Source organism: Corynebacterium sp. 335C (genome assembly GCF_053525695.1).
This window is the reverse complement of the sequence record NZ_JASTTB010000001.1, coordinates 1,364,340-1,384,271: the sequence shown is the minus strand read 5'-3', so window position 1 is coordinate 1,384,271 and position 19,932 is coordinate 1,364,340. Positions and strand designations below refer to the sequence as shown.

20 protein-coding genes are annotated in these 19,932 nt (G+C 76.3%); 13 read left to right on the top strand and 7 right to left on the bottom strand.

From position 1 onward, the window contains the following. Positions 1 to 89 precede the first annotated feature (89 nt). Positions 90 to 2,516, bottom strand: a complete 2,427-nt coding sequence (locus QQS41_RS06020; protein WP_448851992.1) for a transglycosylase domain-containing protein — start codon at positions 2,514 to 2,516, stop codon at positions 90 to 92. Between the two features lie 330 nt (positions 2,517 to 2,846). Here QQS41_RS06020 and QQS41_RS06015 point away from each other — a divergent pair, with 330 nt between their 5' ends. After that, positions 2,847 to 3,206: a WhiB family transcriptional regulator gene (locus tag QQS41_RS06015; RefSeq protein WP_448851740.1), complete on the top strand. Its 360-nt coding sequence runs from the start codon at positions 2,847 to 2,849 to the stop codon at positions 3,204 to 3,206. Positions 3,207 to 3,305: 99 nt separating this feature from the next. Here the strand turns inward: QQS41_RS06015 and QQS41_RS06010 are convergent, their stop codons facing one another. Both QQS41_RS06010 and QQS41_RS06005 read right to left on the bottom strand, forming a co-directional pair. Further along, positions 3,306 to 4,313 (bottom strand): ArsA family ATPase, encoded by a 1,008-nt coding sequence (locus QQS41_RS06010; protein WP_448851739.1) that lies wholly within the window; start codon positions 4,311 to 4,313, stop codon positions 3,306 to 3,308. Next, positions 4,310 to 5,290, bottom strand: a complete 981-nt coding sequence (locus QQS41_RS06005; RefSeq protein ID WP_448851738.1) for an ArsA-related P-loop ATPase — start codon at positions 5,288 to 5,290, stop codon at positions 4,310 to 4,312. Before QQS41_RS06005 ends, QQS41_RS06010 begins: the two co-directional genes overlap by 4 nt. Positions 5,291 to 5,515: 225 nt before the next feature. Between QQS41_RS06005 and QQS41_RS06000 the strand changes: the two genes are divergently transcribed. The 3 genes from QQS41_RS06000 to QQS41_RS05990 all read left to right on the top strand — a co-directional run bounded on the left by QQS41_RS06000 (position 5,516) and on the right by QQS41_RS05990 (position 7,136). Beyond that, on the top strand, positions 5,516 to 5,695 hold the full coding sequence (locus QQS41_RS06000) for a hypothetical protein (RefSeq protein ID WP_448851737.1): 180 nt from the start codon (positions 5,516 to 5,518) through the stop codon (positions 5,693 to 5,695). Further along, positions 5,696 to 6,157, top strand: coding sequence for a RidA family protein (locus tag QQS41_RS05995; protein ID WP_448851736.1), 462 nt, complete (start codon positions 5,696 to 5,698; stop codon positions 6,155 to 6,157). Between the two features lie 160 nt (positions 6,158 to 6,317). Next, positions 6,318 to 7,136 (top strand): MBL fold metallo-hydrolase, encoded by an 819-nt coding sequence (locus QQS41_RS05990; RefSeq protein WP_448851735.1) that lies wholly within the window; start codon positions 6,318 to 6,320, stop codon positions 7,134 to 7,136. A gap of 237 nt (positions 7,137 to 7,373) precedes the next feature. On the opposite strand, the gene glxR is transcribed toward QQS41_RS05990, so the two are convergent. After that, positions 7,374 to 8,057: a CRP-like cAMP-activated global transcriptional regulator GlxR gene (gene glxR / locus QQS41_RS05985; protein WP_448851734.1), complete on the bottom strand. Its 684-nt coding sequence runs from the start codon at positions 8,055 to 8,057 to the stop codon at positions 7,374 to 7,376. 399 nt (positions 8,058 to 8,456) lie between these two features. Between glxR and nth the strand changes: the two genes are divergently transcribed. From nth to QQS41_RS05965, 4 genes are read left to right on the top strand one after another with little or no spacing between them, the layout of a single operon-like run. Further along, a complete protein-coding gene (nth, locus tag QQS41_RS05980) occupies positions 8,457 to 9,281 on the top strand; it encodes an endonuclease III (protein ID WP_448851991.1) in 825 nt (274 codons plus the stop codon). Then, positions 9,278 to 9,937: a TlpA family protein disulfide reductase gene (locus QQS41_RS05975; protein WP_448851733.1), complete on the top strand. Its 660-nt coding sequence runs from the start codon at positions 9,278 to 9,280 to the stop codon at positions 9,935 to 9,937. The genes nth and QQS41_RS05975 overlap by 4 nt, the downstream gene beginning before the upstream one ends. After that, positions 9,934 to 10,653 carry an NUDIX hydrolase gene (locus QQS41_RS05970; RefSeq protein WP_448851732.1) on the top strand — a complete coding sequence of 240 codons (720 nt, stop codon included), beginning with the start codon at positions 9,934 to 9,936 and terminating at the stop codon, positions 10,651 to 10,653. Before QQS41_RS05975 ends, QQS41_RS05970 begins: the two co-directional genes overlap by 4 nt. After that, positions 10,650 to 11,849 carry a MarP family serine protease gene (locus QQS41_RS05965; RefSeq protein WP_448851730.1) on the top strand — a complete coding sequence of 400 codons (1,200 nt, stop codon included), beginning with the start codon at positions 10,650 to 10,652 and terminating at the stop codon, positions 11,847 to 11,849. Before QQS41_RS05970 ends, QQS41_RS05965 begins: the two co-directional genes overlap by 4 nt. A 495-nt stretch (positions 11,850 to 12,344) precedes the next feature. Here QQS41_RS05965 and QQS41_RS05960 read toward each other — a convergent pair whose 3' ends face one another. Both QQS41_RS05960 and QQS41_RS05955 read right to left on the bottom strand, forming a co-directional pair. After that, positions 12,345 to 13,310, bottom strand: a complete 966-nt coding sequence (locus tag QQS41_RS05960) for an alpha/beta fold hydrolase (protein ID WP_448851729.1) — start codon at positions 13,308 to 13,310, stop codon at positions 12,345 to 12,347. A gap of 36 nt (positions 13,311 to 13,346) precedes the next feature. After that, the gene (locus QQS41_RS05955) at positions 13,347 to 13,892 is read right to left on the bottom strand and encodes a phage holin family protein (RefSeq protein ID WP_448851728.1); all 546 of its coding nucleotides are present in this window, start codon (positions 13,890 to 13,892) and stop codon (positions 13,347 to 13,349) included. 135 nt (positions 13,893 to 14,027) lie between these two features. Here QQS41_RS05955 and QQS41_RS05950 point away from each other — a divergent pair, with 135 nt between their 5' ends. Next, on the top strand, positions 14,028 to 14,813 hold the full coding sequence (locus QQS41_RS05950; RefSeq protein WP_448851727.1) for a hypothetical protein: 786 nt from the start codon (positions 14,028 to 14,030) through the stop codon (positions 14,811 to 14,813). A gap of 119 nt (positions 14,814 to 14,932) precedes the next feature. On the opposite strand, the gene QQS41_RS05945 is transcribed toward QQS41_RS05950, so the two are convergent. Beyond that, on the bottom strand, positions 14,933 to 15,778 hold the full coding sequence (locus QQS41_RS05945) for an HAD family hydrolase (protein WP_448851726.1): 846 nt from the start codon (positions 15,776 to 15,778) through the stop codon (positions 14,933 to 14,935). A gap of 354 nt (positions 15,779 to 16,132) precedes the next feature. Here QQS41_RS05945 and ssd point away from each other — a divergent pair, with 354 nt between their 5' ends. Genes ssd through QQS41_RS05925 form a run of 4 tightly spaced genes read left to right on the top strand, consistent with a single transcriptional unit; the run spans position 16,133 to position 19,858 of the window. Continuing rightward, positions 16,133 to 17,209 carry a septum site-determining protein Ssd gene (gene ssd / locus QQS41_RS05940; protein WP_448851725.1) on the top strand — a complete coding sequence of 359 codons (1,077 nt, stop codon included), beginning with the start codon at positions 16,133 to 16,135 and terminating at the stop codon, positions 17,207 to 17,209. Continuing rightward, positions 17,206 to 18,411: a TadA family conjugal transfer-associated ATPase gene (locus QQS41_RS05935; protein ID WP_448851724.1), complete on the top strand. Its 1,206-nt coding sequence runs from the start codon at positions 17,206 to 17,208 to the stop codon at positions 18,409 to 18,411. The genes ssd and QQS41_RS05935 overlap by 4 nt, the downstream gene beginning before the upstream one ends. Next, the gene (locus tag QQS41_RS05930) at positions 18,408 to 19,181 is read left to right on the top strand and encodes a type II secretion system F family protein (RefSeq protein ID WP_448851723.1); all 774 of its coding nucleotides are present in this window, start codon (positions 18,408 to 18,410) and stop codon (positions 19,179 to 19,181) included. Before QQS41_RS05935 ends, QQS41_RS05930 begins: the two co-directional genes overlap by 4 nt. Continuing rightward, positions 19,178 to 19,858 carry a type II secretion system F family protein gene (locus QQS41_RS05925; protein ID WP_448851722.1) on the top strand — a complete coding sequence of 227 codons (681 nt, stop codon included), beginning with the start codon at positions 19,178 to 19,180 and terminating at the stop codon, positions 19,856 to 19,858. The genes QQS41_RS05930 and QQS41_RS05925 overlap by 4 nt, the downstream gene beginning before the upstream one ends. Positions 19,859 to 19,932: the final 74 nt, after the last annotated feature.

Below are 19,932 nucleotides of genomic sequence, written 5' to 3'. Positions count from 1 at the left end.
AGGGACCCAGGTCTACCTGGGTCCCTTTCGCGTTGTCCGCTCCGTTTGGCGGGAGGGGCGGGGAGGCCGGCTGGCATCCGGCCCCGCGCCTAGCCCGGCAGCGGGATGGTGCCGATGCCCGGGATGTCGATCGAGTCCGGCAGCGGCGCGACCGGCGGCGGCTCGTTGTTCGACGGGTTGTCCGGCCGCGGCGCCTCATCCGGGGCCGGAGCCGGGCCGGGCGCCGGCGCCGGCGGCGGGGGCGGCGCCGGGCGGGAGCCGTCGGAGACGGCGATGACCACCAGGCCGCCCTTCAGGACGGTGTTGGCGTTGGTGACGCCGGTGACCTCCCCGGCCGGGCGGCCGGTGCCGGACGCGGTCGTCGTGGTGACCTTGAAGCCGGCCTCCTCGAGCTTCTTCCGCGCCTCGTCCTCCTTGAGGCCCGCGACGTACGGGATGGCCGTGTGGTTGGAGCGGTACTTCGGGTCCATCTCCGGCAGCGTGGCGCCGTCGAAGCGGCCGATGACCGGGTTGACGGCGTCGTACCAGGTGCGGGCGGGCTCGCGGCCGCCGTACAGGTCGCCGGAGCCGCACTGGCGCAGCGGCGAGGTGCACAGCTCGCTGGTCGTCGGGCCGTCGTTGTAGGCGTACACGGCGGAGGACAGGCCGGAGGTGAAGCCCAGGAACGCGGCGGACTGGTGGGACTCGGTGGTGCCGGTCTTGCCGGCCATCGGGCCGGACCAGCCGGCGGCCTCGGCGGCGCCCTCCGCGGTGCCCTCGACGTGGTCGAGGCCCATGGCGTTGGCGACGGCGGAGGCGGCGCCCGGGTCCATGGCGTCCTCGCAGGGCTTCAGGTCCAGCTCGACCGGGTTGCCGGCGTGGTCGAGCACGGCGTCGACGGGCGACGGCTCGCACCAGCGGCCCTTGGACGCCAGCGTCGCGCCGACGTTGGACAGCTCGAGGGCGTTGATCGGCGTGGGGCCGAGGACGAAGGAGCCGAGGGTGGCCTCGGAGACGTAGTCCTTGATGGAGGTGTCGGCGTCCCAGGTGCCGGGCTCGGCGTAGGAGCGCAGGCCCAGGCGGACGGCCATGTCGGCGATGGCGGGGACGCCGAGCTGCTCGGCGAGCATCACGAACGTCGTGTTGGGGGAGTGGGCCAGTGCCTCCGACAGCGTCATCGACGGCTTGTAGGAGGTGACGTTCTCCACGCAGTACATGCCGGCGGGGCAGCCCTCGGCGCCGCCGTCGCCGAGACCCTGCGCCTCGTAGCGGCGGGGGACCTGGAGGGTGGTGTCGATGCCCATGCCGCGCTCGACGGCCGCGGCGGCGGCGAAGACCTTGAACACGGAGCCGGCGCCGTTGCCGACCATGGTGTACGGCTGCGGCTGGACGGTCTGGCCGGCGGCGGGATCGAGGCCGTAGTGGCGGGACGACGCCATGGCCAGGACGCGGCGGGAGTCCTCGCCGGGCTGGACGACGTTCATGACCTCGGCGACGCCGTCGGCGGTGGGGGAGGCGTTCTTCTCCAGCGCCGCCTCGGCGGAGGCCTGGACCTCCGGGTCGAGGGTCGTGTTGACGGTGTAGGTGCCGCGGGTCAGCTCCTCGGCGGGCAGGCCGTGGCCCTCGAGCCACTGGATGACGTAGTCGCAGAAGAAGCCGTTGTCGCCGGCGGCGATGCAGCCCTCCGGCAGGATGTTCGGCTGCGGCAGGACGCCGAGCTCGGTGGCCTTCGCGGCGTCGGCCTCGGCGTGGCTGACGGCGCCGACGTCGGCCATGGCGTTCAGCACGTCGTCGCGCCGGGCGCGGGCGCCCTCCGGGTTGGTGTAGGGGTTCAGGCCGGAGGTCTGCTGCACCATGCCCGCCAGCAGGGCGGACTGGGCGACGGTGAGGTCGGCGGCGGGGATGCCGAAGTAGGTCTGGGCGGCGGCCTCGATGCCGAAGGCGCCGTTGCCGAAGGGCACGAGGTTGAGGTACGCGGCGAGGATCTGGTCTTTGCTCATGCGGCCCTCGAGGTCCTGGGCCAGGCGGATCTCGCGGAGCTTGCGGCCGTAGTCGGTGGCGACGGCGGCGCGGCGCTCGGCCTCGTTCTCCGCCTCCACGAGGAACGCGTGGTTCTTGATCAGCTGCTGCTCGATGGTGGACGCGCCCTGCTGGACGGAGCCGGCGGTGAAGTTGGTGAGCGCCGCGCGGGCGGTGCCCTTCCAGTCGACGCCGGAGTGCTCCCAGAAGCGGCGGTCCTCGATGGCGACGATCGCGTCCTTCATGGCCGGGGAGATCCGGTCGGAGGGGACGGGGAACCGGCGCTGCTCGTAGAGCCAGGCCATCGGCTTGCCGGAGGCGTCGTTGATGGTGGTCACGCCGGGGGCGCGGCCGGAGGTGATCGACTCGGTCGAGGAGGCCAGCTCGTCGGAGGTGCGGGCGAGCACGGCGCCGGTCCCGCCGACGACGGGGAACAGCGCCAGGGCGACGAGGAGCCCGCCGACGACGGTGGCGGCCACCAGGGCTGCGAGGTGCCTTCCTGTGTTCACGCGCTCCACGATATAGGTGCGCGGCGTGCACCCGGAATCGTCCGGCATTCCCTCATGCGGGGGGAGCGCCGGGGATCGGCCGGGGGAGGCCCCGGGACGGAGGGCGCCGTCGGGCGGCTCGGCCGCGTGACGTGCGCGGATCCGGGGGTGGATCGGGGGATGGCCGGGGATGGTGGACGTGTCGCGCCGGAGGGGCGGGGAGCCTATCGCACGCCGTGACGGGCCGCGTACGCCTGCCCGAAATGTGACGCAGTAGACAGTCCGAAGACTATGTGATTACACTTACCGCTCAATAGTGATGCCGACCACCCCGTACGCCACGGTTTACGAGGAGCGACAATGACCGCGACCATCTCCCAGCCGACCACCGCCGGAACGCAGGCCACGGCCACCGCGCCCGTACGCGAGCTCGGCCCGGAGAGCTTCCGCAACCGGCACGAGTGGGTGCCGCAGGCGAAGTGCCGCGACATCGACCCGGACGAGCTGTTCGTCCGCGGCGCCGCCCAGCGCCAGGCCGCGGTCATCTGCCGCCACTGCCCGGTCGCGCTGCAGTGCCGCGCGGACGCGCTGGACAACCGCGTGGAGTACGGCGTGTGGGGCGGCATGACGGAGCGCCAGCGCCGCGCGCTGCTGAAGGAGCATCCGGAGATCACCAGCTGGGCGGACTTCTACGCCGCCCGCCAGTTCGACGCCCGCTAGGCGCGCGTCGCACGGTCCGCGCGGGGTTCCGCGCGGATGATGCGTGACGACGGCCCGATCCCCGTCCGGGGACCGGGCCGTCGTCGCGTCCGGGGCCGCCTACTCGCCCGCGCCGCCGAGGGCCGGCAGCACCAGCGCCGCCATCCGCCGCAGGTCGCCGACGCCGTCGACGCCGCCGCGCAGCGACGGCACCCGCGTCACCGGCACGCCCGGCACCCGGCGGGCGAAGCGGCAGATCTGCTTCTCCTCCGCCTCCGCCAGCTCGACGCGCGAGCGGTGGACGGCCGCGGCATCCGGGTCGGCGGCCTCCAGATCGGGCAGGGGGACGTCGTCAAGCACCTCCGCGACCGGATGGACGCGGTTGACCACCAGGGCCTTCGGCGCGAGCCCCTGGTCGCCGAGGGTGCGGGCGAAGCCGCGGGCCTCCCGCAGCGCCTCCGCCGCGGGCGCGCCGACGACGAGGAACTCGCCGGAGGACTCCAGCGTCGCGCGCATGCGCCGCGACCGGTCCAGCACCGACGTCATCACGGGGCGGGCGCCCTTCGCGAACGCCGCCACCTGCGCCAGCATCGCGCTGCCGATGACCTTGCCGACCACGGTGACGCCCGCGCCGACCAGCGCCGACGACGACGTCAGCAGCCGCATCAGCGGGTGATCCAGCAGCCGGCCCATCCGCTCCGCGGAGTCGAGTAACTCCAGCGCCGACAGCGCCGGCGGCGTGTCGACGACGATCGCGTCCCACTCCCCGGAGTCGTGCAGCGCCCCCAGCAGATCCATGGCCAGGTACTCCTGCAGGCCGCCGAAGCTGCGGGCCATCGCCCGTGTCACGGCGTTGCCGGCGAGCTCCGGGGCGCCGGCCTCCGCCAGCATCGCGCCGAACCGCTCCGACTGATCCAGCATCAGCGCCGACAGGCCCGGCACCTCCGTCACCTCCGCCGGGGCGCCGCCCAGCTCGCCGACGCCGAGGGCCTGCGCGAGCCGCAGCGCCGGGTCGATGGTCAGTACCGCCGTGCGCAGCCCCGCGTCCGCGAGGCCGACCGCGATCGCCGCCGCCGTCGTCGTCTTGCCGACGCCGCCCGAGCCCGTCAGCACCACCACGCGCGTCATTGCCGCTCCTCCCGGGTCGCGTCGTCCGAGCCGCCCTCGGCATCCGCGGAGCCGGCTGCGTCGGCCGCGCCGTCCTCGCCGCCCATCAGCAGCTCCGCGATGCGGTAGATCCCCTCGACGCGCACGCCGCCCGGGATCGCCGGCAGCCGCACCAGGCGGCCGTCCCAGCCGGACTCCAGCTCCGCCAGCGCCTCCCGCTGCACCGCCGCGCGCGCCGCGGCGTCGCGGGCCTCCTCCACCAGCGCCGCGCCGGCCTCCGCGCCGAGCCCCGGCACGGGGGCCGCGCCCGGGGCGTCGTCACGCATCGCGACGCGCTCCGCCGCAGCCGCGACGTCCGCGTCCAGCACCTTGTTCACCGCGATCGTGCCGACCGTGAGGCCCATGCCCAGCAGCTCGCCGATCGCCTCCAGCGACTCGGTGACCGGCAGCGGCTCCGCCAGCGCCGTGACGTGCACCGCCACCTCGCCGGAGCGCAGGTACGCCGCCGTCTCCCGCGCCTGCCGGTGCACGGGACCCGCCGCGGCGATGTCCGTCAGCGCCCGCGTGACGTCGAGGAAGCGGGCGATGCGGCCCGTCGGCGGCGCGTCGGCGACGACGGCGTCCCAGCCGCCGCGCCGCGCCTCCTCCACCAGGAAGCCGCTGAGCAGCACGTCCTTCAGGCCGGGCGCGATGGCGGTGACGAACTCCGGCACCCCCAGCCGGCGCATCGCCGACCCGGCGACGGCGCCTGCGAAGTTCGTGCGCAGGTAGTCCTCCAGCACCGCCTCGCCCGTCGGCGCGCAGCCGTGGACCTCGCCGCCGCCCTCCGCGGCGGCGATGCGGCCCGGCGTCGCCGGCAGCGAGGCCAGCCCGAGCGGCGCCGCCGCCGAATGCCGGGCCTCCACGTCGACCAGCAGCACGCGGCCCCCGCCGGCGGCCAGCCCCACGGCCAGCGCGGCGGCCACCGTGGACTTCCCGGTGCCGCCCTTGCCCGTCACGACGTGGACCCTCGGCCCCGCCATCGCGCTTCCCCGCGCCTCCTGATGCACGGGTCCCACCGTAGACCACGCCCGCCGCGCGCGGAGGCGGCTTCGGCGTGCGGCGGCGCGGGCCGTCGTGCACGGCGGCCCCCGCCGGTCCGCTCCCGTCCGCGCACCGGCCCCGCCGCCCCGCATCGGCCGGACCCTCCCGCGCGGGCCGCCGGGCCATTAGGCTCGGCTGGCATGAGCACCGAGAAGACCGCCTGGGAATACTCCACCGTCCCCCTCCTGACCCACGCCACCAAGCAGATCCTCGACAGCTGGGGCATCGACGGCTGGGAGCTCGTCTCCGTCCTGCCGGGCCCGACCGGCGAGCAGCACCTCGCCTACCTCAAGCGCCCGCTGCAGAAGGACGGCGAGTAGATGACGTCCCACTCCGAGAGGCTGAAGGAGCTCGGCATCGAGCTGCCCGCCGTCGCCGCCCCCGTCGCCGCCTACGTGCCGGCGCTGCGCGACGGCGACCTCGTCCACACCTCCGGCCAGCTGCCGTTCGTCGACGGCGAGCTGCCGGCCGCCGGCCACGTCGGCGCGGAGGTCGACCCGGAGAAGGCGAAGGAGCTCGCCCGCGTCGCGGCGCTCAACGCCCTCGCCGCCGTCGACTCCGTCGCGTCGCTGGACGACATCGTCCAGGTGGTGAAGGTCGTCGGCTTCGTGTCGTCGGCCCCCGGCTTCCACGGCCAGCCCGGCGTCGTCAACGGCGCCTCCGAGCTGCTGGGCGAGGTCCTCGGCGACGCGGGCGTCCACGCCCGCTCCGCCGTCGGCGTCGCCGAGCTGCCGCTGAACTCCCCGGTCGAGGTGGAGATCGTCTGCCGCGTCCGCTCCTGACGGGCGCGCCCCGGGCGGCCGCGGCGCCCCGACGGCGACTCGCAGTCGCCCCGCCGGAGCGCCTCCGGCGCCCCCTCCGCGCCCCACGCGGCGCGGGGGTGGGGCGCCCCGGCCCCCGGGGGTGGCCGCGTCCCCCGCGCGGCGTCGTAGGATGGGCGGCATGGAGCATCCCGCGTACAGCCAGCTGCGACCCATCACGACCTCCGTCGGAGTGGTCCTGTGCCCCAACCCCAGCTACGCCGCGCTGGAGGGCACCAACTCCTACATCATCCGGGCGGAGGGCGATGCCCGCAGCATCGTCGTGGATCCGGGTCCGGAGGACGAGGGCCACCTGAACGTCCTGCACCGCAACGCCGGCGACGTCGCCCTCATCCTGCTGACGCACCGCCACATGGATCACGCGGACGGCGCGCGCCGCTTCCGCCAGCTGACGGGGGCGCCGGTCCGCGCCGTCGACAAGCGCTACTGCTCCACCGGCGCGGAGCCGCTGACCGACGGCGAGCGCGTCGTCGTCGAGGGCGTGACGCCGCAGGTCGAGGTCGTGCTGACCCCGGGCCACACCGCGGACTCCGCCTGCCTGTTCGTCCACACCGGCGACGGCGGCGACGAGGACGTGGAGGGCATCATGACCGGCGACACCATCGCGGGCCGCCACACGACGATGATCTCCGAGACCGACGGCGACCTCGGCCAGTACATGGAGACCCTGCGCATGCTCGACGAGCGCGGCAAGGGCGTCCGCCTGCTGCCGGGCCACGGCGAGGATCTGCCGGACATCACCGTGATGACGCGGAAGTACATCGAGCGCCGCGAGCAGCGCCTGGAGCAGGTGCGCGAGGCGAAGGCGAAGCTCGGTCCGGATACGACGGTGGGCGACATCGTCGACGAGATCTACACCGACGTCGACCCGGTGCTGCGCCACGCGGCGGAGCAGTCGACGCGCGTCGCGCTGCGCTACCTGGAGAGCCAGGGCGAGTAGCCCCGCGGTCCCCGTCGTTTTCTTTGCGACGGGATCCGCCCCGGCGACGACGGAGCCCCCGGACCACGTGGTCCGGGGGCTCCGTCGCGTCCGCGACGCGGTGCGGGCCGACGGCGTGCGGCCCGGCCGGGGCGGCGGCGCCCCGCCGCCCGCGCGCGCGGGGAGGTGCCGCGACGCGGTGCGGGCCGGCGCCAGCTGCGCGGGACCGTGTCGCGGGCTCGGCCTAGCGGGCCCGGCCTAGCGGGCGCGCTTGGCCAGGCGCTCGGCGTCGGTGATGAGGACGGACTTGCCCTCCAGGCGGATCCAGCCGCGGTGGGCGAACTCCGCCAGCGCCTTGTTCACGGTCTCGCGGGACGCGCCGACCAGCTGGGCGATCTCCTCCTGCGTCAGGTCGTGGGTGACGCGCAGGTTCGGGCCCTCCGGGGCGCCGAAGCGGTTGGCCAGGCCCAGCAGCGCCTTCGCCACGCGGCCCGGGACGTCCGTGAAGATGAGGTCCGCCAGCGAGTTGTTCGTCCGGCGCAGGCGGCGGGCCAGCATGCGCAGCAGCTGCGACGTGATGTCCGGGTGATCCGCGACCCACTGGTGCAGCAGCTCGGAGTTCATCGACGCCGCCGTCACCTCGGTGACGCACACCGCCGACGACGTGCGCGGGCCCGGGTCGAAGATGGACAGCTCGCCGAACATGTCCGACGGGCCCATGATGGTCAGCAGGTTCTCGCGGCCGTCCGCCGAATGGCGGGCCAGCTTCACCTTGCCGCTGATGATGATGTACAGGCGATCGCCGGGCTCGCCCTCGTTGAAGATCGTCGTCCCGCGCGGGAAGCGCACCGTCTCCAGCTCGCCGAGGAGGCTGTTCACGGCCTCCGGATCGACGCCCTGGAACACGCCTGCGCGCGAGAGAATATCCTTCACATCATCCACGACTGCTCCGTTCGGTCTGGGGGACACGTCACCCCTTGTGGGGTTTCCACGGTACAACACCGTTTTCGCGTCGGTTCGGGCGGACGTCGGCGCCGTGGTCGGCGCCCGCGCTGTCGATGTGAGCGAGTCTACATAGGGACATGCGTCACCGGGTTATCCAGGTCACTTTTCCCCCTTTGTTGCACGCGCGCCGCCCTCGCCCGGAGGGGGCCGGACGCGGCGCGGGGGACGTCGTCACGCGGAGGGCGGGGACCCCGCGCCGGCCGCGCGCCGCGCGCGGCCCGGGCCACATGCGAAGCGGGGCGCGTCGTCACGCGGACGGGCGATGTCGGGGCGGCCGCTAGGATTGCGGACATGCCCGCACCCGCCGCCGCCCCAGCCCCCGCCGCCCGCAACGGGATGGGCCTGCCGACGCCGACCGCGCCGGAGGGCTCCATCACCCCCGCGCGGCGCCGGCGACCCGGCGCGCACCCGGCCGCCCGCGGCACCGAGACGCACCTGGGCATGGTCCGCCGCGCCCGCCGCGTCAACCGATCGCTCGCCGCCGCGTACCCCGACGCGCACTGCGAGCTCGACTTCCGCGACCCGTACCAGCTGTGCGTCGCGACGATCCTGTCGGCGCAGTGCACCGACGCCCGCGTCAACATGGTCACGCCCGAGCTGTTCCGCCGCTGGCCCGACGCCCCCTCCCTCGCCGGCGCCGACGTCACCGAGCTGGAGGAGGTCATCCGCTCCACCGGCTTCTACCGCGCCAAGGCGAACAACCTCATCGGCTTCGCCACCGGCGTCACCCAGGACCACGGCGGCGAGGTCCCCGGGCGGCTCGAGGACCTGGTGAAGCTGCCCGGCGTCGGGCGGAAGACCGCCAACGTCGTGCTCGGCAACGCGTTCGGCGTGCCCGGCCTGACCGTCGACACGCACTTCGGGCGGCTCGTGCGGCGCCTCGGCCTCACGGAGGAGACCGACCCCGTGAAGGTCGAGCGCGAGATGATGGACGTCATCGAACGCCCCGAATGGACCTGGTTCTCCCACCGGCTCATCTTCCACGGCCGCCGCATCTGCCACTCCCGCCGCGCAGCCTGCGGGGCGTGCTTCCTCGCCTTCGACTGCCCCTCCTACGGCGTCGCCGGGCCGGAGGAGCCCGCCGAGGCCGCGCGCCTGGTCAAGGCGGAGAACAGGGAGCACCTGCTCGCCATGGCCGGACTGGGGGAGGAGGACCTGTGAACCTCTCCCCGTCGCGCTGGGCGATGATCGTCGTCGCCGTCCTGGGCACCGTCGCGCTCGTGTGGTTCGCGGTGGCGCAGACGACGGGCGCGGGCTCCGGCTCGGGCGCGGACGGGGCCGGCGGCGGGGCCGGCGGGCCGGTCGGCGCAGGTGAGCCGCCGGCCGAGCAGGTCGCCGCCCGCCCCGCCTGCCCCGAACCCGCCCCCGGCGCCGCCGGGGCCGCGGCCGCCGACGGCGGGCCCCTCGCCGGCGTCGAACTGCCCTGCCTCGGCTCCGGCGGGCAGGGGAGCATCGACGTCGGCGCCGCGCTGCACGGCCGCCCCGCCGTCGTGAACTTCTGGGCCTGGTCCTGCGCACCCTGCCGCGAGGAGATGCCCGTGCTGGAGGAATGGGCCGCCGCCAACCCGGACATCGGGCTGGCGCTGGTGCACCAGTCGCTGTCCGCCGCCCGCGGCGCCGTGTTCCTGGAGGACGTCGGCATCGGCCGCTGGAGCTTCCAGGACACCGACGACGTCGCCGGCCCCGCCCTCGAACTGCCCCGCGTCCAGCCCGTCACCGTCGTCCTCGACGAACGCGGACAGGTCCGCGCCGTCCTGCCCCGCGTCTTCGAGTCGGCCGCCGACCTCGACGCCGCCGTCCGCGAGGCCCTGGCATGAGCGGGGGCATCGACCGCGTCCCGCCGTGGCTCGCGCCCGTCCTCGGCGACGGCGACGACCCCGGACTCGAGGCCCTGCGCCGCGCCGCGTCCACCCGCCGGCCCGGCGACCCCGCCGGCCGCGCCTCCGCGGTGCTGGTCCTGCTCGGCGGCGACGCCGCGGCGCTCGACCGGCCCGAGGACTCCCTCGTCGTCCTCACCCACCGCTCGCCCGAGCTGCGCAGCCACGCCGGCCAGATGTCCTTCCCCGGCGGCAAGGTCGACCCCGGCGACGACGGCCCCGTCGACACGGCCCTGCGGGAGGCGGAGGAGGAGACGGGCCTCGCCCGCCCCTCCGTGACCCCGCTGCGCGTCCTCGACTCCATCGACATCTCCCGCACCGGCTTCGCCGTCCACCCCGTCCTCGCGTACTGGCACGACCCGCACCCCCTGCGCGTCGTCGACCCCGCCGAGACCGACGCCGTCCTGCAGGTGCCGCTCGCCGACCTCATCGACCCGTCGAACCGGCTCACCGTCGGCTTCGGCCCGTGGTCCGGGCCCGCCTTCCGTGTCGGCGACTTCATCGTGTGGGGCTTCACCGGCGGCGTACTCGCCCTCCTGCTGGATGCCGCCGGATGGTCCGAGCCGTGGGACGATGCGACGGTCCATGATCTCCGCGCGACGCTCGCCGCGTCCGCCAACCGAGAGTCCTTCGGGATGGGAGGCACCCTGCGTTGACCCCGACCGTGATCCTCGACCTGGTGCTGGTCGCCATCGCCCTCATGGCGATGTGGTCCGGCTGGAAGCAGGGCATCGCCAGCTCGCTCATGTCGTTCGTCGGCGTCGTCGCCGGCGGCATCGTCGGCTACTTCCTGGCCCCGCCCACCATGGACCTCGTCGATCAGCCCATCCTGCGGCTGTTCGTGGGCGTCGCGACGATCGTCGTCCTCATCGTCATCGGCCAGGCCGTCGGCGGCATGGCCGGCCAGTCGCTGCGCAACGCCATCCGATCGCCGATGGGCGTCGGCCTCGACTCCGGCCTCGGCTCAGTGTTCCAGGCGCTGATGCCCCTCATCGTCGTGTGGATCATCGCCATGCCCCTCGCCGCCGCCGTCCCCGGCCAGATCGGCGCCACCATCCGCGGCTCCAAGGTGCTGGGCACCGTCGACGCCCTCGCCCCGTCGGAGCTCACCCGCGTCCCCGGCCTGCTGGTCCGCCGCCTCGACGAGACCGGCATCCCCCAGGTCATCTCCCCGTTCGAGCAGGAGCGCCGCGTCGAGGACACGACCGCCGCCGATCCGTCGCTCGTCGACGCGGCGATGGTCGACCGCATCCGCCCCTCCGTCGTCCAGGTCATCGGCGAGGCCCAGCGCTGCGAGCGCCTGCAGCAGGGATCGGGCTTCGTCGTCGCGCCGGACACCGTCGTCACGAACGCGCACGTCGTCGCCGGCGCGGACACCGTCCGCCTCGACACCGTCGCGGGCACCGTCGACGCCGAGGTCGTCCACTTCGACCCGGGCGAGGACGTCGCCATCCTGCGGTCGCCCGGCCTGCCGCTGCCGGCCCTCGAGTTCGCGCCCGAGCCGGCGTACCCGGGCGACGGCGGCGTCGTGCTCGGCTTCCCCGGCGCCGGCCCGTACACGTCGGTGCCGGCGCGCGTCGAGAACCGCGTCATGTTGCGCGGCTTCGACATCTACTCGCAGTCGTCCGTCGACCGCGAGGTCTACGTCCTGCGCGCCGACGTGCGCCAGGGCAACTCCGGCGGCCCGTTCGTCGACACCGGCGGGCGGCTGCTCGGCCTGGTGTTCGGCGCCGGCGTCGGCGTCGACCTGACCGGCTACGCCCTGACGCTCGAGGAGCTGCGCGGACACCTCGACGCGGCGGCGCAGACGGGCGGCGCGGCCGTCGGCACGGGGGAGTGCGTGGTGCGGTAGCGGCTGCGGCGGCGGCAAGGGCGCCGGGACCATGACGGTCCCGGCGCCCCTCGCGTTGCGGGCCGGGGCGGCCTTAACGGCGGTCCGGCAAGAACGGCGCGACGTTGGCCGGCGGTCTGGGGCGGTCGAGGCCGGCCCGGAGCTGCCCGGGCGCGGTACTCGTGCGTTGTGTGCCATCCTGTCGCCGCGGGCCGATACGCGACCTGGGGTTTTGCGGGCTGTCGCGGCGGATTTCTGGCCACTTGTGCACGGGTGCCCTGCCGTCTTTCCCGTGGGGCGGGATTGCCCGGTCGCCGGCGCCCGGCTGCCGGGTCGGCGGGGCACACTGCGCTTCGTGGTCAGCGTGTCACCGGTTCGGCCGGATCCGACCTGGGGAAACGTTGCGCGGCGCGGTGGTTCGCTGGCCAGTTGCGCACGGGTGCCGATGGGGAGCGAGCGCGGGCGGTGCGGCGGCGTGGCGCGGGCGGCGCGGCGGCGCGGAAAGGCCCGGCCGCGCTACCGGCCCGGGGCCGCGGCGAAGCGCACCAGCGCCTCCGTCACCGCGTCCGGGGCCTCGAGCTGCGGGAAGTGCCCCGCGCCGTCGACGGTCATGATGCCGCGGCAGTTCGCCCGGCCGGTGAGGTCGAGCGTCGACTGCGCCAGCGACGGCGGCAGCAGCCGGTCGTCGGCGCCGTGGACCATGAGCACGGGTGGGGCGCCGCCGACGGTGCTGTTGACGTGGGCGGCCTCCGCCATCGCGTCGCGCCAGCGGGTCCGGCGGGCGGCGACGGTGCCGGTCAGCCAGCGCCCGTGCGCGAGCATCGGCTCCAGCGCCCCGGTCGCCAGCGAGGTGACGTGCAGGCGGCGGGTCAGCCGCCCGTCGTCGGTGTCCAGGTAGCCCGCCCCGGCGTGGGCGAGCAGCGTGTCGGCGTAGGTCTCCGCGCCCGGCCCGGGGCGGCGCAGCGCGGCGGCGACGGTGCGGCGCCGGCAGGCGCGGCGGCCGAGGCGCCACAGCTCCGCCGTCGGCTGCCTGCGCTTCGCGGAGCGCGGCGCCCACAGCAGCGGGTGGGCGCCGGCGACCGTCGCCAGGCCCCGGACCATGCGGGGCTGGCGCATCGACATCGTCCACGCGACGAACGACCCGAGGCCCGTGCCGGCGACGACCGCCGACCCGTGGCCCAGCGCGCGGATGAGCCCCGCCATGTCGTCGGCCGCGACGTCTTGGCGGTAGCCGGTCGGCGTGCGGTCGGAGGTGCCCCAGCCGCGCAGCGACGCGGCCACGGCGTGGAAGCCCGCGTCGGCGAGCGGCTCGAGCTGGTGGCGCCAGTCGAACCAGCCGCCGGTCGCCCCGTGCAGCAGGAGGACCAGCGGAGACGACGGGGCCCCGCACTCGGCGACGTGGTACCGCTGCCCGCGGGAGTGCGCCATGCGGTGGCGCCAGGGTCCCTCGAGCAGCAGGTCGTCGACGTGCGGGGCCTTCACCTGGTCAGGTGCGCGTCAGAACCGGAGGAATCCGGCTTAGGTGTACATGCCGTAGTCGGTGTCGCGGTGCGCGACGCCGCGGGCGGAGCCGTCCTTGGACGGGATGACCGTCTTCAGCTCCTGGACGGACTCGATGGTCTTCTCCGGCTTCTTCACGGACTTGACCTTCTTCAGGCCGATGAGGGCCAGGATGCCGGCGATGACCAGCATGAGGATGAAGGTGATCAGGAAGCCCGCCCACCAGGGCAGCCACACGGCGATCAGCGCGGCGATGAAGAAGAAAAAGAAGAAGGTCGAGTAGAGGGCGACGACGCCCGCGGCGCCGAAGAGGCCGCCGCCGATCGCGCCGTTCTTGGCGGACTCGGCCAGCTCGGCCTTCGCCAGCTCGACCTCGTAGCGGACCAGCTCGGAGACCTGGGAGGACGCCGAGGACACCAGGGTGCCGATGGAGGCGGTGCCGCGCTCCGGGGAATCGACGTCGCTCAGCGGGATCGCGTCGACGCGCGGCGCCAGCTTCTCGGTTCCGTCGGTGTACAGGCCCTTGTTGTCGCTGCTCACGTGTCGTCCTCCTGCGGGGTTCATCGGGTCGTTGCCGTGGGTCGGTTAAGGATACTACCCGCCGGAGACCCCGGCGCCATGCGGAAGGCCCCGATAACCGCGGGTTTCCGCCGGGATCGGCGACCGGGCGGCGCACCCGGTGCCCTATCGTGGAGCCCCATGAGCACCCCCGCCCCCGCCCAGGGCCGCGATCCGCTGGCCCCCCTCCTGGAGCTCGACGGCGTCGCCGAGGCCGCCGCGCGCGCGACCGACGCCATCGCCGCCGTCCACCGCCACCGCGTCAACCTGCGGAAATGGAACCTCACGGGTGCGGAGTCGGTGCTGCGTGGCGCCCGCTCCTCCGCCTGGCTGGAGGGCGCCGACCCCGCGCTGCCGGACGACGGCGTCGTCTCCGACCCCGTCCTCGCCGCGGCGCTGCGCGTCGCCGACCGCATCGCCCCGGAGGCCATCGGCGAGACGTCGCGCACGTTCCGCCGCGCGCCGCTGCAGGTGCTGGCCCGCTGGGCGGTGCTCGCCGACCCCGCCGGCTCCGCCGAGCACCCCGACGCGCTCGGCCGCCCCGTCGGCGACGACCGGCTGACCGCCGAGCAGAAGGAGCGCCGCCTGCACGGCCTCGGCGGCCTCATCGCGGGCGGCACCTCCGTGCCCGCGGCGATCCTGTCGGGCGTCGTCCACGGCGAGCTGCAGACGCTGGCGCCGTTCGCCGCCGGCAACGGCATCGTCGCCCGCGCCGCCTCCCGCCTGGTGTGCGTCACCGGCGGCGCCGACCCCCGCGGCCTCGCCGTCCCGGAGGTCCACTGGACCCGCCACCGCAAGGCGTACGCGGACGCGGCGGAGGGCTTCCGCTCCGGCAGCCGCGACGGCCTGCGCGAGTGGCTGCTGCTGCACCTCGGCGGCCTGGAGGCCGGCGCGGTCGAGGCCCGCGGCATCGCCGAGGCGGTCTAGGCGGTCCAGCCGGTCCAGCCGGACCACTCGGCCCGGGCGGTCCAGGGGCGGGCCGCCCCGGCGACGAAGCCCCGCCGCCGGCGACGGGCCGGCGCGGCACCCGTCGTCACGCAAAACCCCTAGCGGCGGCGACCCCGCAGCGCCACGGCGACCCCCGCGATCAGCGCGGCCGCACCCGCGGCGGCGCCGAACGCGCCCATCGTGCGGCGCGACGGCGGGCGGAACAGCGGCACGGGGTCGCGGAAGACGCGGATGGGCCAGTTGCGCTCCTCCGCGATGCGCCGCAGCGGCTTGTCCGGGTTGACGGCGACGGGGTGGCCGACGGCGGCGAGCATCGGCTCGTCGGTCGCGGAGTCGGAGTACGCCCAGCAGCGCGACAGGTCGTAGCCGCGCTCCTCGGCGAGCCGCGCCAGCGCGCGGGCCTTGTTGCCGCCGCGGCAGAAGAACGGCACGGCGCCGCTGTAGACGCCGTCGACGACCTCGAGCTCCGTGGCGACGACGTCGACGATGCCGAGCTCCGCGGCGATGGGCTCCACGATCTCCCGCGCCGACGCGGACACGACGACGACGTCGTGGCCGGCCTGGCGGTGGTGGCGCACCAGCTCGACGGCTTCGGAGTAGACGTACGGCGAGATGACCTCGTGCAGCGACTCCTCCGCGATGCGGCGGACGTCGGCGGCGCGCCAGCCGGTGACCATGGCGGCGAGCTGCTCCTTCGCGGCCTCCATCTGGTCGCGGTCGTGGCCGCCGGAGATGTACATGGCCTGCGCGACGGCCATCTGCACGACGCCGGAGGTGCTGAGCAGCCCCGATTCCATGAACTGGCGGCCGAAGGCGTAGGCGGAGCTCTTCGCCACGATGGTCTTGTCGAGGTCGAAGAACGCGGCGGAGCGGCGGCGGCGCGCGCCCGCGGAGGCGGCCGTCGGGGCGGTCGCGTGCGGGGTGCGGGGGTCTGCCGGAGTCATCGCCGATCAGCATAGCCGCGGGGCCGACGCGGGGGCCGGGCTTGACGTGGCGGGGATCTCGCGTTCCTCCCTTTTGACAAGCGGCCGGGGTGTGTCATACTGGCCGTGGCAGGCCCCCATTTGCGCGTGGCCGCCCCCGGCAACACCCCCCCCGATGCCGGGTTACAGACGCCCCGCGCCACCCCCCCCCGGCGCGGGGCGTCACCATGTCCGGGGTGTTTTCTCGCGTGACGACGATCGCCTCACCGGCCCGTGTCCGCCGAAGTTGTCCACCGCCCGCGCGGCATCCACGGACGGCGCCGGATCCGGCGTCGCGGGGAGCCGCCGCACCGTGCGGCCGCGCATGCTGCGGCCATGGAGGAACGAGGGGGACCCGAGGTCATCGTCGCCGTGGCCGACCCGGAGCTGGCGCAGGAGGCCGTCGCGGTCGTCGCCGCCACGGGCCACGTGCCGGTGCCGGTGACGGAGCCGGACCCGCACGGGGCGCGGTGGCGCCGGGCGGCGGCGGTGCTGGTCGATGCGGCGACGGCGGCGCTGGTGGCCGACATGGCGGCGCCGGCGCCGCGCCGGGCGGGCGTCCACCTGGTCCACGCCGACGCGGCGGACCCGGACTGGCGGCTGGCGATGGCCGTCGGCGCGGAGACCGTCCAGGCGCTGCCGGCGTGCGGGGCGGAGCTGGTCGGGCTGCTGGGCAGGCCGGGGGACGCGGACGGCGGGGGAGGCCTGGTCGTCGCCGTGGCCGGGGCGGTCGGCGGCTGCGGCACGTCGACGGCGGCGGCCGCCCTGGCGGTCGCGGCGGCGGGCGACGGGACCCCGGCGCTGCTGGTCGACGCCGACGGCGGCTCCGGCGGCGCGGACCTGCTGCTCGGCGCGGAGCACGTCCCCGGCGTGCGGTGGCCCGACGTCCGCGCGGAGGCGGGGCGCGTCGACGCGGCGGCGATCCTCGACGCCGCGCCGGGCCTCGACGGGGGACCGGCCGTGCTGACGGGGCCGCGGATGCGCGACGGCGGGGACTGGACGGTCGCGCCCGCCGCGGTGGCCGCCGTGGCCGACGCGATGGTGCGCCACGGCGGCGTCGCCGTCGTGGACCTGCCGCGCGACGCGGAGATGGACGCCGGGGTCGCCGGCCGTGCCGACGTCGTCGCCCTCGTCGTCCCGGCGGCCGTGCGGGCCCTGGCGGCGGCGTCGCGCCGCGTCGCCCGCCTGCGCCGGGCGGGCGCCGACCCCGTCGCCGTGGTGGCGTGGCCCGCCCCGGGCGGCGTCACCGCCGGCGACGTCGAATACGCCACCGGCCTCGCCGTCGCCGCCGAGCTGCCCCACGTCCGCGGCCTGGACCGGGAGATCGAGTCCACCGGGCTGCACCGCTCCCTGCCCCGGCTGGCCCGGGCCGTCGAGCCGCTGCTCGACCTGGCGGAGGGGCGCGGCCGGTGACCGCCCCGGACCTGCTGGCCCGCGTCCGCTCCCGGCTGGCCGACGGCGGCGGGGCGGCGTCGACCGCCGACCTCATCGCCGCGGTGCGGGCGGAGACCGGCGGCGTCGTCGGCGACGCCGAGCTGCTGGACCTGGTGCGGCGGCTGCGCGGGGAGCTCTCCGGCTGCGGGCCGCTCGACCCGCTGCTGCGCCTGCCCGGCGTCACCGACGTCCTGGTCACCGCCCCGGGCGCGGTGTGGGTGGACCGCGGCCGCGGGCTGGAGCGCACCGGCGTGGTCTTCGACGGCGACGCCGACGTCCGCCGCCTGGCCGTCCGGCTGGCCGGAGCGTGCGGACGTCGGCTCGACGACGCCCGGCCCTGGGCCGACGCCCACCTGCCCGGCGGCGTCCCGGGCGCGGGCGCCGGGGTCCGCGTCCACGCCGTCCTGGCCCCGCCGGCGCGCGGGGCGACGCAGCTGAGCCTGCGCGTCCTGCACCCCGCCCGCCGCGGCCTGGCGGACCTCGCCGCCGGCGGCTTCGCGCCCCCGGAGGCCGTGGACCTGCTGCGGCGCATCGTCGCCGCCCGGCTGTCGTTCCTCGTCGCCGGCGGCACCGGCACCGGCAAGACCACGTTGCTGGCGGCCCTGCTGGCGGAGGCCGCCCCGACCGAGCGCATCCTGTGCATCGAGGACACCCCGGAGCTCGCGCCCGCCCACCCGCACGTCGTGTCGCTGACGACGCGCCCCGCGAACATCGAGGGCGCCGGCGAGATCACCCAGCGGGACCTCGTCCGCCAGTCGCTGCGGATGCGGCCGGACCGCGTCGTCGTCGGCGAGATCCGCGGAGCCGAGGTCGTCGACCTGCTCGCCGCGCTCAACACCGGCCACGACGGCGGCGCCGGCACCGTCCACGCCAACTCCGCCGCCGACGTGCCCGCCCGCCTGGAGGCCCTCGGGGCGCTCGGCGGGTTGGGGCGCGAGGCGCTGCACGCCCAGCTCCTGCCCGCCATCCGCGTCGTCCTGGCGGTCTCCCGCCGGGGAGGGCGCCGCCGCCTGGAGTCGGTCGGAGTGCTTGCCGGGCCGCCCGCGCGGGTGGAGGCGGCGTGGAGCGCCGACGGCGGGCCGGCTCCCGCGCGGGCGGCGCTGGAGGGGCTGCTGGGTGCGGCGCCGGGTGCGGAAGGGGCATCGGCGGCGGAGGCGGCGGCGCCGGGGGAGGGGCCGTGACCGCCGCCGCGGCGGCCGCGGCCCTCGCCGCGCTCGCCGTGCTGGCATGGCCGCCGGACCCGGTGCGCCGCCTCGGGCGCGCCGGGCGAGGGCGCGCCGCCATCGACGCGCGGTGGTGGCCGGCGCTGGCCCTGCCCGCACTGCCGCTCATCGGCGCGCACGGGGCGCTGGCCGCGGCGATCCTCGCGCGCACGGTCCTCGCCGTCGTCCGCCACGTCCGCGCCCGCGCCGCCGCCGACCGGGAGCAGGCCGCCGTCGGCCGCGCGGCCGGCACGCTGGCCGCCCAGCTCCGCGCCGGCAGCCCCGCCCCCGCGGCCCTGGAGCAGGCCGGCGCCGACGCCGGCGGGGAGATCGGCGACGCCGTCCGCGCCGCGGCCGCCCGCGCCCGGCTCGGCGGCTCCGCGGCCGACGCCCTCGCCGCCGCCGGCCACCCCGCGCTGTCGGGGCTGGTTGCCGCCTGGCGCGTCGCCGAGTCCCGCGGCATCCCGCTTGCGGACATCGCCGACGGCGTCCGCGACGACGCCGCCGGCCGCCGCGCCCACCGCTCCCGCGCCGCGGCGTCCCTGGCCGGGCCGCGCACGACGATGATGATCCTCGCCGCCCTGCCCCTGGCCGGCGTCGCCATGGGCCAGGCGCTGGGCGCCGCGCCGCTGGCGTTCCTCGGCGGCGGCGGGCTGGGCGGCATCGTGCTCGTCGCCGGCGTCGCCTTCACCGGCGCCGGGGTGGCGTGGTCCCTGCGCATCCTCGAGTCCGCGGAGGTCGCGCCGTGACCGCCGCCCTGCTGCTGCTCGCCGCCGCGCTGCTCGTCCCGGTCCACGCCCCGCCGCGGCTGCGCCTGCCCGGCCTGCTGCCGGGCAAGGGTGGCCGCACGGAGCCGGGAGACGGGGCGGAAAGGGCGGCGAGCATCGCCGGCGCCGACGGCGCGGACGTCGGCCCCGGGGACACACCGTCCCGAGCCTCCGCGTTCGCGCGCCTGCGCCGCCGGTTCGGCGGCCCGCCGCCGATGCGGGTGCTCGCGGCGGCCTCGGCCCTCGATCTCGTCGCCGCGTGCCTGCGCGCCGGGCTGCCGCCCTCGGACGCCCTCGGCGCGGTCGCCGCCGCGGCCGACGGGGACCTCGCCGGGGCGCTGCGCGGCACCGCCGCCCGGCTGGCCCTCGGCGCACCCGACCCGTGGGCGCCGCTGGCCGCCCGGGCCGAGTTCGCCGACGCCGCCCGGCTGGCCCGCCGCTCCGCCGAATCCGGCACCTCGCTGGCCGGCGGACTCGCGGGACTTGCCGACGCCCACCGGCGCCGTGCCGGCGACGCCGCGGAGGCCGCCGCCGAACGCGCGGGCGTGCTCATCTCCGCGCCGCTGGCCCTCTGCTTCCTCCCGGCGTTCGTCGCCCTCGGGCTCGTGCCGGTCATCGCCGGCCTCGCCGGACCCATGCTCGCCGGAGGCGCGCCATGACGCGGGAGGGGATCGTCGTCACGCACATGGGCGGCCGTCGCGCTGCGCTGAACATGCTGGTGGCGCGATGCGCG

Bases quoted from the DNA above. Each gene is read 5' to 3' on its own strand.
- QQS41_RS06015 (WP_448851740.1), top strand. From the start codon at position 2,847: ATGACCGCGACCATCTCCCAGCCGACCACCGCCGGAACGCAGGCCACG.
- ssd (WP_448851725.1), top strand. From the start codon at position 16,133: ATGGAGGAACGAGGGGGACCCGAGGTCATCGTCGCCGTGGCCGACCCG.
- QQS41_RS05950 (WP_448851727.1), top strand. From the start codon at position 14,028: ATGAGCACCCCCGCCCCCGCCCAGGGCCGCGATCCGCTGGCCCCCCTC.
- nth (WP_448851991.1), top strand. From the start codon at position 8,457: ATGGGCCTGCCGACGCCGACCGCGCCGGAGGGCTCCATCACCCCCGCG.
- QQS41_RS06010 (WP_448851739.1), bottom strand. From the start codon at position 4,313: ATGACGCGCGTGGTGGTGCTGACGGGCTCGGGCGGCGTCGGCAAGACG.
- QQS41_RS05990 (WP_448851735.1), top strand. From the start codon at position 6,318: ATGGAGCATCCCGCGTACAGCCAGCTGCGACCCATCACGACCTCCGTC.
- QQS41_RS05945 (WP_448851726.1), bottom strand. From the start codon at position 15,778: ATGACTCCGGCAGACCCCCGCACCCCGCACGCGACCGCCCCGACGGCC.
- QQS41_RS05970 (WP_448851732.1), top strand. From the start codon at position 9,934: ATGAGCGGGGGCATCGACCGCGTCCCGCCGTGGCTCGCGCCCGTCCTC.
- QQS41_RS06000 (WP_448851737.1), top strand. From the start codon at position 5,516: ATGAGCACCGAGAAGACCGCCTGGGAATACTCCACCGTCCCCCTCCTG.
- QQS41_RS05955 (WP_448851728.1), bottom strand. From the start codon at position 13,892: ATGAACCCCGCAGGAGGACGACACGTGAGCAGCGACAACAAGGGCCTG.
- QQS41_RS05995 (WP_448851736.1), top strand. From the start codon at position 5,696: ATGACGTCCCACTCCGAGAGGCTGAAGGAGCTCGGCATCGAGCTGCCC.